The sequence below is a fragment of the Rhodoferax sp. GW822-FHT04A08 genome, from assembly GCF_058801025.1.
This window is the reverse complement of the sequence record NZ_JBXAMW010000002.1, coordinates 453,403-469,321: the sequence shown is the minus strand read 5'-3', so window position 1 is coordinate 469,321 and position 15,919 is coordinate 453,403. Positions and strand designations below refer to the sequence as shown.

The window sequence follows — 15,919 nt, the reverse complement described above, 5'->3', positions numbered from 1 at the left end:
GAAGTTATGCCAAGTTGACGCATTCAAAATCCACCACAAGTGGTGTCGTAACAGACAAGCTGATTAGCTCTATAAATTGGTCCGGTTGACTTCAGTCAATCAGACAAAAAAGTTATGCCTGACGACCATAGCGACTTGGTACCACTCCTTCCCATCCCGAACAGGACAGTGAAACGAGTCAGCGCCGATGATAGTGCGGGTTCCCGTGTGAAAGTAGGTCATCGTCAGGCTATTTACAGCCAAAAACGCCTCAGGTATCCCTGGGGCGTTTTCATCAGCGTCTTCAGATAAGAAAGATGCTGATGAAAACGAAAAAAGTTCGTTTTTGTTGACCAGCAGCTAAAAACTGTGTCATAATTCAAGGCTTCGCTGATCACAGTGAAGCAAGCAAAGAGAAGTAAAAAGTTCTTTGTGATCTTTAAAAATTTACAGCCGATAAGCGTGGGCGTTTGAAGGCGATTGCCAAGTTCTTCGGAACTAGGTCTTAACTGACCTACAAACGCTCATGAAGTAAAAAAGATGTGAAAGTCAGAGATGATATTCACGTCGATTCCAATTTATGAGTTGCTCGAAAGAGCGAAAAAATTCAAGATCGAACTATAGAGTTTGATCCTGGCTCAGATTGAACGCTGGCGGCATGCCTTACACATGCAAGTCGAACGGCAGCACGGGAGCAATCCTGGTGGCGAGTGGCGAACGGGTGAGTAATATATCGGAACGTGCCCAGTCGTGGGGGATAACGCAGCGAAAGCTGTGCTAATACCGCATACGATCTATGGATGAAAGCGGGGGATCGCAAGACCTCGCGCGATTGGAGCGGCCGATATCAGATTAGCTAGTTGGTGAGGTAAAGGCTCACCAAGGCGACGATCTGTAGCTGGTCTGAGAGGACGACCAGCCACACTGGAACTGAGACACGGTCCAGACTCCTACGGGAGGCAGCAGTGGGGAATTTTGGACAATGGGCGCAAGCCTGATCCAGCAATGCCGCGTGCAGGATGAAGGCCTTCGGGTTGTAAACTGCTTTTGTACGGAACGAAACGGCCCTTTCTAATACAAGGGGCTAATGACGGTACCGTAAGAATAAGCACCGGCTAACTACGTGCCAGCAGCCGCGGTAATACGTAGGGTGCGAGCGTTAATCGGAATTACTGGGCGTAAAGCGTGCGCAGGCGGTTATATAAGACAGATGTGAAATCCCCGGGCTCAACCTGGGACCTGCATTTGTGACTGTATAGCTAGAGTACGGTAGAGGGGGATGGAATTCCGCGTGTAGCAGTGAAATGCGTAGATATGCGGAGGAACACCGATGGCGAAGGCAATCCCCTGGACCTGTACTGACGCTCATGCACGAAAGCGTGGGGAGCAAACAGGATTAGATACCCTGGTAGTCCACGCCCTAAACGATGTCAACTGGTTGTTGGGTCTTCACTGACTCAGTAACGAAGCTAACGCGTGAAGTTGACCGCCTGGGGAGTACGGCCGCAAGGTTGAAACTCAAAGGAATTGACGGGGACCCGCACAAGCGGTGGATGATGTGGTTTAATTCGATGCAACGCGAAAAACCTTACCCACCTTTGACATGTACGGAATTTGCCAGAGATGGCTTAGTGCTCGAAAGAGAACCGTAACACAGGTGCTGCATGGCTGTCGTCAGCTCGTGTCGTGAGATGTTGGGTTAAGTCCCGCAACGAGCGCAACCCTTGTCATTAGTTGCTACATTTAGTTGGGCACTCTAATGAGACTGCCGGTGACAAACCGGAGGAAGGTGGGGATGACGTCAAGTCCTCATGGCCCTTATAGGTGGGGCTACACACGTCATACAATGGCTGGTACAAAGGGTTGCCAACCCGCGAGGGGGAGCTAATCCCATAAAGCCAGTCGTAGTCCGGATCGCAGTCTGCAACTCGACTGCGTGAAGTCGGAATCGCTAGTAATCGTGGATCAGAATGTCACGGTGAATACGTTCCCGGGTCTTGTACACACCGCCCGTCACACCATGGGAGCGGGTTCTGCCAGAAGTAGTTAGCCTAACCGCAAGGAGGGCGATTACCACGGCAGGGTTCGTGACTGGGGTGAAGTCGTAACAAGGTAGCCGTATCGGAAGGTGCGGCTGGATCACCTCCTTTCTGGAAACTGCAATTTAATTTGAACGCTCACACTTATCGGTTGTTGGAAGGTTGTCGCTGACGACTCTGGCTTATGGCCTGGTCACAAGTGACCGGCTTGGGTCTGTAGCTCAGTTGGTTAGAGCACCGTCTTGATAAGGCGGGGGTCGTTGGTTCGAGACCAACCAGACCCACCATCGTCGTCCAATATACAGATATTCGGGTACACGGGGGATTAGCTCAGCTGGGAGAGCACCTGCTTTGCAAGCAGGGGGTCGTCGGTTCGATCCCGTCATCCTCCACCAACCTTTCAAAACTTATCCTTTGGTAGTTATTCAACACCAAAGTTGCTTTAGATTTATTATGATTTAAGGCTACTTTGTTGTTGATCGAGATTACTTGATCAATCGGCTGTTCTTTAACAATTTATAGAGTTTAATCAGCGTTGCTAGCGGAAACTGCACATTCGTAAAGGTTTAGTGCAGACCGTGCCGCTAGCGACATAATTTTGATTGCGTCAAAATGAATATCAAACTTCACGTTTGAAATTCGAGTTATTCAAGTTAATTGAATACGGCATAACGCGACAGGTGAGAGACCTGTCAAACATTCCTTGAAGATAACTGGTTGATTCGCAAGAATCATCAAAGTTATAGGGTCAAGTGAATAAGAGCATATGGTGGATGCCTTGGCAATGATAGGCGACGAAGGACGTGATAGCCTGCGATAAGCTTCGGGGAGCTGGCAAATTAGCTTTGATCCGGAGATTTCCGAATGGGGAAACCCACCTGCAAAGGTATCGCATGATGAATACATAGTCATGCGAGGCGAACCGGGTGAACTGAAACATCTCAGTAGCTCGAGGAAAAGACATCAACCGAGATTCCGAAAGTAGTGGCGAGCGAAATCGGAGAAGCCTGCAAGTGATAGCACAAGACATAACGGAACGATCTGGAAAGGTCGACTATAGAGGGTGATAGTCCCGTACGTGAAATGACCTGTGTGGTACTGAGCTTGCGACAAGTAGGGCGGGACACGAGAAATCCTGTCTGAATATGGGGGGACCATCCTCCAAGGCTAAATACTCATCATTGACCGATAGTGAACTAGTACCGTGAGGGAAAGGCGAAAAGAACCCCGGGAGGGGAGTGAAATAGATCCTGAAACCGTATGCTTACAAAAAGTAGGAGCCCGCAAGGGTGACTGCGTACCTTTTGTATAATGGGTCAGCGACTTACATTCAGTGGCAAGGTTAACCGAATAGGGAAGCCGTAGAGAAATCGAGTCCGAATAGGGCGTCAAGTCGCTGGGTGTAGACCCGAAACCAAGTGATCTATCCATGGCCAGGATGAAGGTGCCGTAACAGGTACTGGAGGTCCGAACCGACTAGTGTTGCAAAACTAGCGGATGAGCTGTGGATAGGGGTGAAAGGCTAAACAAACTTGGAAATAGCTGGTTCTCTCCGAAAACTATTTAGGTAGTGCCTCAAGTATTACCTGCGGGGGTAGAGCACTGTTTTGGCTAGGGGGTCATGGCGACTTACCAAACCAATGCAAACTCCGAATACCGCAGAGTACAGCTTGGGAGACAGAGCACCGGGTGCTAACGTCCGGACTCAAGAGGGAAACAACCCAGACCGCCAGCTAAGGTCCCTAAAATTGGCTAAGTGGGAAACGAAGTGGGAAGGCTAAAACAGTCAGGATGTTGGCTTAGAAGCAGCCATCATTTAAAGAAAGCGTAATAGCTCACTGATCGAGTCGTCCTGCGCGGAAGATGTAACGGGGCTAAGCCAGTTACCGAAGCTGCGGATTTGCAATTTATTGCAAGTGGTAGGAGAGCGTTCTGTAAGCCTGTGAAGGTGCGTTGTAAAGCGTGCTGGAGGTATCAGAAGTGCGAATGCTGACATGAGTAGCGTTAAAGGGGGTGAAAAGCCCCCTCGCCGTAAGCGCAAGGTTTTCTACGCAACGTTCATCGGCGTAGAGTGAGTCGGCCCCTAAGGCGAGGCAGAGATGCGTAGCTGATGGGAAACAGGTCAATATTCCTGTACCGATGTGTAGTGCGATGTGGGGACGGAGAAGGTTAGCTCAGCCAACTGTTGGATATGTTGGTTCAAGCCTGTAGTCGTGCCTGGTAGGTAAATCCGCCGGGCTTAGATGAGGGGTGATAACGAGGCTGCTTGCAGCCGAAGTGAGTGATACCCTGCTTCCAGGAAAAGCCACTAAGCTTCAGCTACACACGACCGTACCGCAAACCGACACTGGTGCGCGAGATGAGTATTCTAAGGCGCTTGAGAGAACTCGGGAGAAGGAACTCGGCAAATTGACACCGTAACTTCGGAAGAAGGTGTGCCTTTAGTAGGTGAACCATTTACTTGGGGAGCCCAATGAGGTTGCAAAAAATCGGTGGCTGCGACTGTTTATTAAAAACACAGCACTCTGCAAACACGAAAGTGGACGTATAGGGTGTGACGCCTGCCCGGTGCTGGAAGATTAAATGATGGGGTGCAAGCTCTTGATTGAAGTCCCAGTAAACGGCGGCCGTAACTATAACGGTCCTAAGGTAGCGAAATTCCTTGTCGGGTAAGTTCCGACCTGCACGAATGGCGTAACGATGGCCACACTGTCTCCTCCCGAGACTCAGCGAAGTTGAAATGTTTGTGATGATGCAATCTCCCCGCGGAAAGACGGAAAGACCCCATGAACCTTTACTGTAGCTTTGTATTGGACTTTGAACAGATCTGTGTAGGATAGGTGGGAGGCTTTGAAGCAGGGTCGCTAGATCTTGTGGAGCCAACGTTGAAATACCACCCTGGTGTGTTTGAGGTTCTAACCTAGGTCCATTATCTGGATCGGGGACAGTGCATGGTAGGCAGTTTGACTGGGGCGGTCTCCTCCCAAAGCGTAACGGAGGAGTTCGAAGGTACGCTAGGTACGGTCGGACATCGTGCTAATAGTGCAATGGCATAAGCGTGCTTAACTGCGAGACTGACAAGTCGAGCAGATGCGAAAGCAGGACATAGTGATCCGGTGGTTCTGTATGGAAGGGCCATCGCTCAACGGATAAAAGGTACTCTGGGGATAACAGGCTGATACCGCCCAAGAGTTCATATCGACGGCGGTGTTTGGCACCTCGATGTCGGCTCATCTCATCCTGGGGCTGTAGCCGGTCCCAAGGGTATGGCTGTTCGCCATTTAAAGAGGTACGTGAGCTGGGTTTAAAACGTCGTGAGACAGTTTGGTCCCTATCTTCCGTGGGCGCTGCAGATTTGAGGAAGCCTGCTCCTAGTACGAGAGGACCGGAGTGGACACACCTCTGGTGTATCGGTTGTCACGCCAGTGGCATTGCCGAGTAGCTAAGTGTGGAAGAGATAACCGCTGAAAGCATCTAAGCGGGAAACTCGTTTCAAGATGAGATCTGCCGGGGCCTTGAGCCCCCTGAAGAGTCGTTCAAGACCAGGACGTTGATAGGTCGGGTGTGGAAGCGCAGTAATGCGTTAAGCTAACCGATACTAATTGCTCGTGCGGCTTGACCCTATAACTTTGATGTACACCATGTACTCAAGGAAGTTATGCCAAGTTGACGCATTCAAAATCCACCACAAGTGGTGTCGTAACAGACAAGCTGATTAGCTCTATAAATTGGTCCGGTTGACTTCAGTCAATCAGACAAAAAAGTTATGCCTGACGACCATAGCGACTTGGTACCACTCCTTCCCATCCCGAACAGGACAGTGAAACGAGTCAGCGCCGATGATAGTGCGGGTTCCCGTGTGAAAGTAGGTCATCGTCAGGCTATTTACAGCCAAAAACGCCTCAGGTATCCCTGGGGCGTTTTTTTTTGCCCAGCGAAATCGGCTCACATGGCTGATACGTAGCAGGGTCTTTCTCCTGTGAAGTGCAGAATCTAGGGTAAACCCTTATAGTTGCATTCATGATTCAACTTGCCTACAAATTCAGCGCGATTGCCAAAGTGGCTTTTTCTTGGCTTCGTCGGTTGATGCCGAGTGGCACTCTCATACGTACGCTGGGAGCACATCACAGAGAGCGTATTGCCGCCCACTTGCTGGCACTGAGCGCACAGGATCGCTATCTGCGCTTTGGTTATCCGGCGCAAGATGCACAGATATTGCGCTACGTACAAGGACTGGACTTTCTGCGCGACGAAGTGCTTGGGATCTATGATCGACAGCTGAAACTCGTTGCGGTCGCGCATCTCGCATACGGAGAAGAGGCTTCAGAACAGCGCGTTGAATTTGGCGTGTCCGTTTTGAAGGAAGTTCGCGGCCTGGGATATGGGGCAAGACTGTTCGCTAGGGCCGCCACGCATGCGAGCAATTTAGGCGTGCGGACCATGTTCATACACGCCTTGAGTGAAAACGCCGCTATGCTGAAGATAGCACGGGCTGCAGGCGCCCATGTGCAGAGAGACGGATCCGAATCGCAGGCCTATCTTCAACTGCCAGCATCCACTGTGTACAGCCGCTTTGGCGAATTGCTACAAGAGCGAATTGCAAAAGCAGACTTCCGGCTCAAAGTGCGCGCGTATCAGATCCGCTCATTGATTAATTCGCCGAGTGAAGTAAGCTGAATTTCGCAGTAGCTTCGACGGCCTCAATACGGGCCAAGATGCGCGGCGAATTCGCCCGTCTTACAAATCCGCTATCCTTGCGACAACGCAACAACGGCTTTACTGCCCTTTCCGAAGTGTCAGACCCCCATCCCGCGCGGACCAATGAAAAGGAAGATAAACGCACCTTTCTCCAAAAGCTGGCTGAGTTCATTCACCCTGGACCCGATTCCACGGATGAACTGATTGAAACGCTGGCCGAAGCACAGGACAACAACATCATTGGCGCAGACTCGCGTCTGATGCTTGAAGGGGTCATTCGCATGGCGGACATGACAGCAGGTGACGTCATGGTGCCCGCGACGCGGATGGATTTTCTGGACATAGGCTCAACGATGGATGAGCTGCTGCACCAGGTGATAGATACCGGCCACTCACGCTTTCCGGTCTTTGAAAATGAACGCGAAAACATCCTGGGCATACTGATGGCCAAGGATCTACTCAAGCTGCAACGCGCGCCGGAACTCAACATCCGCGCACTTATACGACCCGCGGTCTTTGTACCGGAGTCCAAGGGACTCAACGATCTGTTGCGCGACTTTCGGGGTAATCGGAATCACCTCGCCATCGTCATCGACGAATTCGGACGCGTAGCTGGTCTCATCACTATTGAAGACGTGCTGGAGCAAATCGTGGGCGAAATCGAAGACGAATTCGACATGCCCGATGATGAAGGTGACATCTTTGGCCTGCCGGATAGAAGCTATAGAGTGAGTGGAGATACACCGATTGAACGTGTGAATGATGCTTTCGACGTCACCTTGACCAGCAGCGATCCGGACGACCACTTTGAGACCATCGGCGGTCTGATTGCGCATGAAATGGGCCATGTGCCCAAACGCGGCGAACGGCACTCCATGGGTGGGCTTGACTTTGCAGTCCTGCATACCAAAGGTGGAGCGGTGAAGTGGTTCAAAGTCGCACCCTCCAAGACGCCCCTGTCTTGAGCCGGATGGTAGATTCACCCGGCGTAGCCCAACGTTCGGCACACGCCTTGCAGGCCGCCCTGCTGGTATTGGCTGCCGCTGCTGCCTCCCTGGCGGTTTGCTGGCCATTTGCAAACGTGGGCCAGGTTGGCGAAACCATATGGTGGCTGCAGTTGCTTTCCCTGGCCTGCCTGTCACGGGCTGTGGGGCGTTGCACCACAGCCAAACAAGCGTTTGGATGGAGCTTCCTCTACACCGTCGCCTGGCTTTGTGCCACGTTCTGGTGGCTTTTTGTGGCCATGCACACCTACGGAGGGTTGCCATCGGCGCTGGCACTTGTCGCGGTACTGGCATTGGCAGGGGCGCTAAGTCTGTACTACGGTGCAGCTATGGCGCTGTGCTGGAAGCTGGGGCAAGGACGCCCCGCCGTGATGGCCCTGCTATTCGCCGCCCTCTGGACCATGGCCGAAATGGCTCGCGGAACGTGGCTGACCGGCTTCGGCTGGGGAGCCATGGCCTATGCCCACACCGGCGGTCCGCTGTCCCGCTGGATACCGGTGGTGGGTGCATACGGTGTCGGTGCGCTGGCCGCCTGGGTGGCAGCTTCACTTGCGCTGCTGAGAGAAGCAGGCTGGTGGCAACGCGTCACCATGGTGCTATTGCTGGCAGCCGGCTGGCTTCCCATTCAAGCGGATCACACCTCCTCCACAGGACCTATCCGGGTCGCCTTGCTGCAAGGCAATATTCCCCAGGATGAAAAATTCGACGCCGGCACCGGAGTTCCGCTGGCATTGCGCTGGTATGCAGACCACATGCAGCAACGCCAGGCGGACTTGGTACTGGCACCCGAAACTGCCATCCCCTTGCTACCTCAGGAGCTGCCCGAGGGCTACTGGGATGCGTTGCGTAGGCAGGTCGACCAGGGACAAAGTGCGCTGCTGACCGGCATACCGCTGGGCGACTACCAGCGCGGCTACACCAACTCGGTCATTGCGCTGCAACCGGGAGCGCCAAAGGCCTGGCGCTACGACAAACACCATCTGGTTCCATTCGGAGAATTCATCCCGCCGCTGTTCAAGTGGTTCACGCGCATGATGAACATACCGCTGGGCGACTTCCAGCGCGGAGGCATAGGACAACCTTCCTTTGCCTGGAAAGGGCAGCGCATCGCGCCCAACATCTGTTACGAAGATCTCTTTGGCGAAGAACTCGGTGCCCGCTTTATCGACCCAGCGCTGGCACCTACGGTCTTTGCCAACGTCAGCAACCTGGGCTGGTTTGGCGACACCGTCGCGATAGACCAGCATTTGCAGATTTCCCGCATGCGGGCACTGGAATTTCAGCGGCCCTTTCTGAGAGCCACCAACACAGGCGCGACTGTCGTCATGGACTATCGCGGCCATGTCACCAACAGCCTGACACGCCTTACGCAGGGTGTGCTCGAAGGTACCGTGGAGGGCCGTACCGGCACCACACCGTTTGCCTGGTGGGTATCGCGCTGGGGCTTGTGGCCGCTGTGGATCGTGGCCATTGCCGTGCTGCTGCTGGCATGGCGCACCGCACCTTCTGCCAGATTGCCAAGCCCCGCCCCGTAGAATTGGGGGTTTACACGAGGGCCGTCCGGTTTGGCCCCCACACCTATGCTTACCTTTCAGCAAATCATCCTTAGACTGCAGGACTATTGGGACCGCCAGGGTTGCGCACTGCTGCAACCCTATGACATGGAAGTCGGCGCGGGCACCTCACACACCGCCACGTTCTTGAGAGCCATTGGTCCCGAGCCTTGGAAGGCTGCCTACGTGCAGCCCAGCCGCCGCCCCAAGGACGGCCGCTACGGCGAAAACCCCAACCGTTTGCAGCACTACTACCAGTATCAGGTGGTGCTCAAGCCTGCGCCTGCCAACATCCTGGAGCTGTATCTGGGTTCACTCGAAGCCCTGGGCTTTGATCTGAAGAAGAACGACATCCGCTTTGTGGAAGACGATTGGGAAAACCCGACGCTGGGTGCCTGGGGCCTGGGCTGGGAAGTCTGGCTCAACGGTATGGAAGTCACACAGTTCACCTACTTCCAACAGGTGGGCGGCATTGACTGCAAACCCGCAACGGGTGAGATCACCTATGGTCTGGAGCGCCTGGCCATGTACCTGCAGGGCGTGGACAACGTCTACAACCTGAAGTGGACCGAAGGCATGTCGTACGGCGATGTCTACAAGCAAAACGAAGTGGAGCAATCCACCTACAACTTCGAGCACAGCGACGCCGACTTCCTGTTCACTGCCTTCACAGCGCATGAAAAACAGGCCAAGCATCTGATCGAAGTCCAGCTCGCGCTGCCGGCCTATGAGCAGGTCCTCAAGGCGGCGCACAGCTTCAACCTGCTGGATGCGCGCGGTGCGATCAGTGTGACCGAGCGCGCCGCCTATATCGGCCGCATTCGCAACTTGGCGCGTGCCGTCGCACAGAGTTACTACGAGAGCCGTGAGCGCCTGGGATTCCCCATGGCGCCACGCGAATGGATTGAGCAAATTGCCAAGAAGGCTGCATGAGATGACGACAAAAAACCTTCTGGTTGAACTGTTTGTGGAAGAGCTGCCGCCCAAGGCGCTCAAGAAATTGGGCGAAGCGTTTGCTTCCGTACTAGCGGACTCGCTCAAGTCACAGGGTTTGGCCGCAGCAGATGCTGTTGTGACACACTTTGCCTCGCCGCGCCGCCTGGGCGTGCATGTGACGGATGTTGCTGCGCAGGCGGCCGACAAGGCGGTCTCTGCCAAGCTCATGCCCGTGACCGTGGGCCTGAATGCAGAAGGCCAGGCTACTCCCGCCTTGCTGAAGAAGCTGGCCTCCCTGGGTGCCGATGCCTCGGCGGTCGCAGGCCTCAAGCGTGCCATGGATGGCAAGGCCGAAGCGCTGTTCTTCGAGAGCATGGTGACCGGTATCACACTGCGTGACGGCTTGCAGAAAGCGCTGGAAGAGTCTCTGTCCAAGCTGCCCATTCCCAAGGTCATGACCTACCAGTTGGACGCATCCAGCGGTTGCGAGTTGCCCGGATGGAGCAGTGTGAGCTTTGTGCGTCCGGCCCATGGCCTGGTCGCTTTGCACGGTGCGGATGTTGTGCCCATCCAGGTACTGGGACTCAAAGCCGGCAACGCCACGACAGGCCACCGCTTTGAAGCCAAGGTCTCGCCTGTAGTGATTGCGGATGCCGACAGCTATGCCCACACTTTGCGCGAGCAAGGCGCCGTGATCGCCAGCTTTGCCGAGCGCCGTGCCGACATCGTGCGCCAGCTCGCTGCGGCAGCAGCCAAGGTAGGCAATGGCGCGCGTGCCATTGAAGATGAAGCCTTGCTGGACGAAGTCACCGCTCTGGTCGAGCGCCCCAATGTGCTGGTGTGCAGCTTTGAGTACCAGTTCCTGGAAGTGCCCCAGGAGTGCCTGATCCTCACCATGAAGGCGAATCAGAAATACTTCCCGCTACTGGACGCCGCAGGCAGGCTCACCAACCAGTTTCTGGTGGTGAGCAACATCAGCCCGGAGGACGCCAGTGCCGTCATCGGCGGCAACGAACGCGTAGTGCGTCCACGGCTGGCGGATGCCAAGTTCTTCTTTGACCAGGACCGCAAGAAAACGCTGGAGTCGCGCGTCGAAGGTCTGGGCAAGGTCGTGTACCACAACAAGCTCGGCACTCAAGGTGAGCGCAGCGAGCGGGTGCGTGCCATCGCCACTGCCATTGCCGCACTGCTGGAGCAAGGCGGATATGCCAACACGGGCGCACTCTCTGCACAGGCTGATACCGCAGCGCGTCTGGCCAAGACCGATCTGGTCACCGACATGGTGGGCGAATTCCCCGAGCTGCAAGGCATCATGGGTGGCTACTACGCACGCCACGATGGATTGGGCGAGGACATCGCATTTGCCATCGAGGACCACTACAAGCCCCGCTTTGCCGGCGACGATTTGCCCCGCAATGACGCGGGTCTGGTGGTCGCACTGGCCGACAAGCTGGAGACCCTGGTCGGCATGTTCGGCATCGGCAATCTGCCCACGGGCGACAAGGACCCCTTTGCCCTGCGCCGCCACGCGCTGGGTGTGATCCGCATGCTGGTTGAAAAAGACCTGCCGCTGGACTTGCTGACGCTGCTGCAAAGCGCCGTTCCTGCTTTTGGCGATCGCATCACCGATGCCACGCCCGCACTGGCCGACTTCATCTACGACCGCCTGGCCGGCTCCTTGCGTGAGCAAGGTTACAGCGCGCAGGAAGTGGATGCCGTGCTGGCCCTGCGGCCCCAGCGTCTGGGCGACATTCCCAAGCGTCTGCTTGCGGTGCGCGCTTTTGCCGAACTGCCGGAGAGCGCCGCGCTGGCTGCTGCGAACAAGCGCATCGGAAATATCCTTAAGAAGGCCGACGACGTGGATGCCCACGTCAGCCCGGTGCTGCTGGTGGAGTCCGCCGAGAAGAATCTGTTTGACGCCATGAAGACGGTGTTGCCGGTGGCACAGGCGCGCTGGGAGGCGGGTGACTACACCGCCTCGCTGCAATCGCTGGCCGAGTTGCGCACGCCGGTGGACGTATTCTTTGAAGACGTCATGGTCAACGCCGAGCAGCTTGATCTGCGCTTGAACCGCCTGGGCCTGCTCAAGAGTCTGCACGTGGCGATGAACCGCGTTGCCGACCTCTCCAAGCTGGCCAGCTGAAAACTGGGGACCACACCATGAAGCTCTGCATTCTCGACCGCGACGGCACCATCAACGAAGACAGTGCAGACTACGTCAAATCGCCCGCTGAGTGGTTGCCGCTGCCGGGGGCTCTGGAGGCCATCGCCCGCATCAACCACGCTGGCTGGCATGTGGTGGTAGTGACCAACCAGTCGGGTCTGGGGCGTGGCCTATTTGATGTGAGCGCGCTCAACGCCATGCACGCCAAGATGCACGACATGCTGTCAGCAGTGGGGGGGCGCGTGGATGCGATCTTCTACTGCCCCCACGCACCAGAAGACAACTGCCACTGCCGCAAGCCAGCACCAGGCTTGTACGAGCAGATTGCCGATCGCTATGGCGTGGATCTCAAGGGCATGCCGACCGTGGGTGACTCGGTGCGTGATCTGGTGGCTGGAACCACCGTAGGCTGCGCACCACACCTGGTGCTGACCGGCAAGTCGGCCGGGTACAGAGGGCGTGCGCTGCCCGAAGGGCTGCCCCAGGGCACCATGGTGCATGAAGACCTGCCTGCGTTTGCCCACTATCTGGTGAATCGGTAGCCACCACCATGACGTGCTGCACGGCCCCGCGCTGACGGTACCCACCATGCTCCCCCTGCTGCGCTACACACTGGACCTGTTTTCCACCGAGCCTGTGGTCAAGCCGCAGGAGCCTCCTGTATCTGCAGCGCCCCCCAGGCGGCGCGAAGGCGCTCACATTCCCGGCGTGCCCCTGCAAGGTGTCATCGCGCCAGCCCAATTTGCACATCCGCAGGCCAACCGCGAAGTACGCATACAGGATGCCGTCATTGCCTACGCCTTTGCCCGGGCCAAGCGCAGAACCATTGGTTTTGTTGTGGGCCCTGATGGATTGGTGGTGCGTGCGCCGCGCTGGACGCCTTTGCATGAAGTGGATGCCGCGTTACAGGAGAAGGGCAGTTGGATTCTGCGCAAGCTACAGGAGTCGCGGGAGCGCCAGCAGCGTGCGCACAGTGCGCGCGTGCAGTGGCGCGACGGTGTCGCCATCCCGTTCATGGGGGAAGACATCACCGTGCTGCTGGACCCTGCGCACGGCTTCAGCGGCAGAGGCGCGCAACTCAAGCCGGGGGGAGAAGGCGGTGCATCGCAAACCCTGCATGTGGGCCTGCCCAAGGCCGCCACGGCCGACCAGATCCGCGATGCGGTGCAGGCCTGGCTGATGCGCCAGGCCCAGGCCAACTTCAAGGAACGCATGGACCACTTTGCGCCGCTACTGGGCGTGCAGTGGAAGAAACTGCGGCTGAGCAGCGCTGGCACCCGCTGGGGCAGTGCCAGTGCGGACGGCTCCATCCGGCTCAACTGGCGCCTGATTCATTACCGTCAGCCGGTGATCGACTACGTGGTGGCGCATGAACTCAGCCACCTGCGGGTCATGGACCACAGCGCCCAATTCTGGAACACCGTAGCCACCGTAGTCCCCGACTACCAGCAGCTGCGCTCGCAGCTCAAGGACGACGCGATTCCGAAGTGGTGAAGCGGTACACCCCGTCCGGGGAGCGCTGGCGAACCAGATCACCGCGATGCCACAGCGTATGCAGGTGGGCCACGGCTTCGCCAATGGCAAACGTGGTCTGGTGAAAATCCAGCGGTCGCTTGAACAGGACTGGCAGCGCGTCGGCGGCGCTGCAGGGTGTGCGGGTGCAGGCTTCCATGACTTCCTGCAGTCGTTCATCATGGTGGTCGTGCAGTTGCTGGATGCGGATATGCAGACCGGTGAACGGCTTGCCATGCGAGGGCAGCACCAGCGTGGACGCGGGCAGCGCCTTGAAGCGGTCTATGGAATGCAGGAACAGCTTGAGTGCATCGGCCTCGGGCTCCTGCTCGTACACGCTCACATTGGTGGAGATGCGCGGCAACATCATGTCGCCACCAATCAGCAAACCGAGGTCCTGACAGTGCAGCGCCATGTGTTCTGGGGCATGGCCATAGCCGCTGATGCAGGTCCAGGCATGCCCGCCGATGCGCAGCGTGAGCCCGTCCAGCAGCCGGTGGTGGCGGTCAGGCACTGACGGCACCAGCGACGAGAAATACGAGGTGCGGTCCATCACCTTGGCGCGGGTCTGTGCGTCGTTGAGCCCATGCGCGGCATAGAACGCTGCAGTGCGCTCGCCGCTGAAGGTGTCCTGGCCCGAGCAGGCCATGTGCGCCACCAGAAAGTCGGTGGCGCTGATATACAGGGGGGCGTCCCAGCGTTCGCACAGCCAATGCGCCAGGCCGATATGGTCCGGGTGCATGTGGGTCACGATCACCCGCAGCACCGGCAGGCCATCCAGCTCGTTGGCAAACAGCGATTCCCACTGCGCCTTGGCCTCTTGCCGGTGGATGCAGCAGTCCACAATGCTCCAGCCCTCTACGCCATCGATCGCGTCGCGCAGCAGCCACAGGTTGATGTGGTTGAGCACAAAGGGTAGTGCCATGCGAATCCATTTCACACCGGGCGCGACTGTGATGCAGTGGCCCGGTTCAGGCAAGGCCTCGCCCAGGGGATAGTGGAGTTGTTTTTCGAGTTCGTTCATGGGGTGTTTTATGCTTCATAATTGACGTTTACGTAAACGTCAACTGCGTAGGCCATTGTATGCAGTGCACGTGAAGCGTGCTGTCTCCCACGTTGCGGCCCTATTACACATGACGACAACCTACACCATCAGCGATCTTGCACGTGAGTTCGACCTCACCACCCGGGCCATCCGGTTTTACGAAGATCTGGGTTTGCTGCAGCCCGAGCGCAGCGGCCCGGGCGGGCGCAATCGGATCTACAGCCACCGTGATCGTACCCGCCTGAAGCTCACGCTGCGTGCCAAGCGGCTGGGCCTGAGCCTGACCGAGGCCAAGGAGATCATCGACATGTACGACAGCCCGCGCGACACCGGGGCGCAGCTGGTCAAGTTTCTGGACGTGCTGGCAGTGCACCGCAGCCAGGTGGAAGAGCAGATGGCTGACCTGCAGGCCAATCTCGACGAGATCAAGGAGCACCAGCGCGAGGCCCGTGCGCTGTTGGCCAAGCAGAACGCCAAGGCCGAGGCCAAGTCCGCCACAAAAGCTGCAGGGAAGGGGAAAAGCAATGCCCAATAACGCACTCTGGCAACGCGTGCAGGACAGCCTGGACCGCCAGGGCATGATGCGCCACCTGGGCGCACGCCTGCTGCGGGTGGAGCCCGGTCTGGTGGAGATTGCATTGCCGTATTCCGACAAAGTCTCGCAGCAGCAGGACGGTTTCCATGGTGGCGCCATGGGCGCGCTGGCCGATATTGCCGGTGGCTATGCAGGCCTCACGGTGGCGGCCGAAGGCATGGAAGTCACAACGGCCGAGTACAAGATCAATTTCCTGGCGGGCTTCAAGGCGGGCGAGCTGCGCGCCACCGGGCGCGTCATCAAGGGCGGCAAGCGCCTGATCGTCACCAGCGCCGAAGTCATGCATGTGGACCCGGCCGGCAAGCAGAGCGCCTGCGCCGTGATGCAGCAAACCCTGGTGCCGGTACCCAAGACTTACTGATTTCACATCCCGTTCACACACAGACATTACAAA

General features: G+C 56.8%; 10 protein-coding genes, 2 tRNA genes and 4 rRNA genes. 15 read left to right on the top strand and 1 reads right to left on the bottom strand.

Annotation, left to right across the window (positions count from 1 at the left end):
* Positions 1-117 precede the first annotated feature (117 nt).
* The 13 genes from rrf (AC1RMF_RS06730) (at position 118) to AC1RMF_RS06670 (ending at position 13,867) form a co-directional block, all read left to right on the top strand.
* A 5S ribosomal RNA gene (rrf, locus tag AC1RMF_RS06730) occupies positions 118-230 on the top strand.
* Between the two features lie 364 nt (positions 231-594).
* Positions 595-2,129, top strand: a 16S ribosomal RNA gene (locus tag AC1RMF_RS06725).
* 99 nt (positions 2,130-2,228) lie between these two features.
* Positions 2,229-2,305, top strand: a tRNA-Ile gene (locus AC1RMF_RS06720).
* A 32-nt stretch (positions 2,306-2,337) separates the two neighbouring features.
* Positions 2,338-2,413: transfer RNA gene (locus AC1RMF_RS06715), tRNA-Ala, on the top strand.
* Positions 2,414-2,764: 351 nt separating this feature from the next.
* Positions 2,765-5,641 (top strand): 23S ribosomal RNA (locus tag AC1RMF_RS06710).
* Positions 5,642-5,787: 146 nt separating this feature from the next.
* A 5S ribosomal RNA gene (gene rrf, locus AC1RMF_RS06705) occupies positions 5,788-5,900 on the top strand.
* Together the 16S, 23S and 5S rRNA genes with 2 tRNA genes alongside form the textbook arrangement of a ribosomal RNA operon.
* Before the next feature lie 138 nt (positions 5,901-6,038).
* Entirely contained in the window at positions 6,039-6,695 is a 657-nt protein-coding gene (locus AC1RMF_RS06700; protein ID WP_493140641.1) for a GNAT family N-acetyltransferase, read from the top strand.
* A 116-nt stretch (positions 6,696-6,811) separates the two neighbouring features.
* Entirely contained in the window at positions 6,812-7,681 is an 870-nt protein-coding gene (locus tag AC1RMF_RS06695) for a CorC family transporter (protein WP_342621203.1), read from the top strand.
* 5 nt (positions 7,682-7,686) lie between these two features.
* Complete coding sequence (lnt, locus tag AC1RMF_RS06690; protein ID WP_493140790.1) at positions 7,687-9,255, top strand: apolipoprotein N-acyltransferase; 1,569 nt, start codon at positions 7,687-7,689, stop codon at positions 9,253-9,255.
* A gap of 45 nt (positions 9,256-9,300) precedes the next feature.
* On the top strand, positions 9,301-10,206 hold the full coding sequence (gene glyQ / locus AC1RMF_RS06685) for a glycine--tRNA ligase subunit alpha (protein ID WP_342618949.1): 906 nt from the start codon (positions 9,301-9,303) through the stop codon (positions 10,204-10,206).
* A 1-nt stretch (position 10,207) separates the two neighbouring features.
* Complete coding sequence (glyS, locus tag AC1RMF_RS06680) at positions 10,208-12,352, top strand: glycine--tRNA ligase subunit beta (protein ID WP_493140638.1); 2,145 nt, start codon at positions 10,208-10,210, stop codon at positions 12,350-12,352.
* A gap of 17 nt (positions 12,353-12,369) precedes the next feature.
* Entirely contained in the window at positions 12,370-12,915 is a 546-nt protein-coding gene (gene gmhB, locus AC1RMF_RS06675; protein ID WP_342618947.1) for a D-glycero-beta-D-manno-heptose 1,7-bisphosphate 7-phosphatase, read from the top strand.
* Between the two features lie 46 nt (positions 12,916-12,961).
* Positions 12,962-13,867 (top strand): M48 family metallopeptidase, encoded by a 906-nt coding sequence (locus AC1RMF_RS06670; protein WP_342618946.1) that lies wholly within the window; start codon positions 12,962-12,964, stop codon positions 13,865-13,867.
* On the opposite strand, the gene AC1RMF_RS06665 is transcribed toward AC1RMF_RS06670, so the two are convergent.
* Entirely contained in the window at positions 13,839-14,909 is a 1,071-nt protein-coding gene (locus tag AC1RMF_RS06665) for an MBL fold metallo-hydrolase (RefSeq protein ID WP_493140635.1), read from the bottom strand. The genes AC1RMF_RS06670 and AC1RMF_RS06665 overlap by 29 nt on opposite strands.
* 109 nt (positions 14,910-15,018) lie before the next feature.
* Between AC1RMF_RS06665 and AC1RMF_RS06660 the strand changes: the two genes are divergently transcribed.
* Complete coding sequence (locus tag AC1RMF_RS06660) at positions 15,019-15,465, top strand: MerR family transcriptional regulator (protein WP_493140633.1); 447 nt, start codon at positions 15,019-15,021, stop codon at positions 15,463-15,465.
* Positions 15,455-15,886, top strand: a complete 432-nt coding sequence (locus tag AC1RMF_RS06655; protein WP_493140631.1) for a PaaI family thioesterase — start codon at positions 15,455-15,457, stop codon at positions 15,884-15,886. Before AC1RMF_RS06660 ends, AC1RMF_RS06655 begins: the two co-directional genes overlap by 11 nt.
* Positions 15,887-15,919 lie beyond the last annotated feature (33 nt).

What these genes read in the sequence shown, in the direction of transcription:
- AC1RMF_RS06700 (WP_493140641.1), top strand. Translation starts at nt 6,039, where the DNA reads ATGATTCAACTTGCCTACAAATTCAGCGCGATTGCCAAAGTGGCTTTT.
- lnt (WP_493140790.1), top strand. Translation starts at nt 7,687, where the DNA reads ATGGTAGATTCACCCGGCGTAGCCCAACGTTCGGCACACGCCTTGCAG.
- glyQ (WP_342618949.1), top strand. Translation starts at nt 9,301, where the DNA reads ATGCTTACCTTTCAGCAAATCATCCTTAGACTGCAGGACTATTGGGAC.
- glyS (WP_493140638.1), top strand. Translation starts at nt 10,208, where the DNA reads ATGACGACAAAAAACCTTCTGGTTGAACTGTTTGTGGAAGAGCTGCCG.
- gmhB (WP_342618947.1), top strand. Translation starts at nt 12,370, where the DNA reads ATGAAGCTCTGCATTCTCGACCGCGACGGCACCATCAACGAAGACAGT.
- AC1RMF_RS06670 (WP_342618946.1), top strand. Translation starts at nt 12,962, where the DNA reads ATGCTCCCCCTGCTGCGCTACACACTGGACCTGTTTTCCACCGAGCCT.
- AC1RMF_RS06665 (WP_493140635.1), bottom strand. Translation starts at nt 14,909, where the DNA reads ATGAACGAACTCGAAAAACAACTCCACTATCCCCTGGGCGAGGCCTTG.
- AC1RMF_RS06660 (WP_493140633.1), top strand. Translation starts at nt 15,019, where the DNA reads ATGACGACAACCTACACCATCAGCGATCTTGCACGTGAGTTCGACCTC.
- AC1RMF_RS06655 (WP_493140631.1), top strand. Translation starts at nt 15,455, where the DNA reads ATGCCCAATAACGCACTCTGGCAACGCGTGCAGGACAGCCTGGACCGC.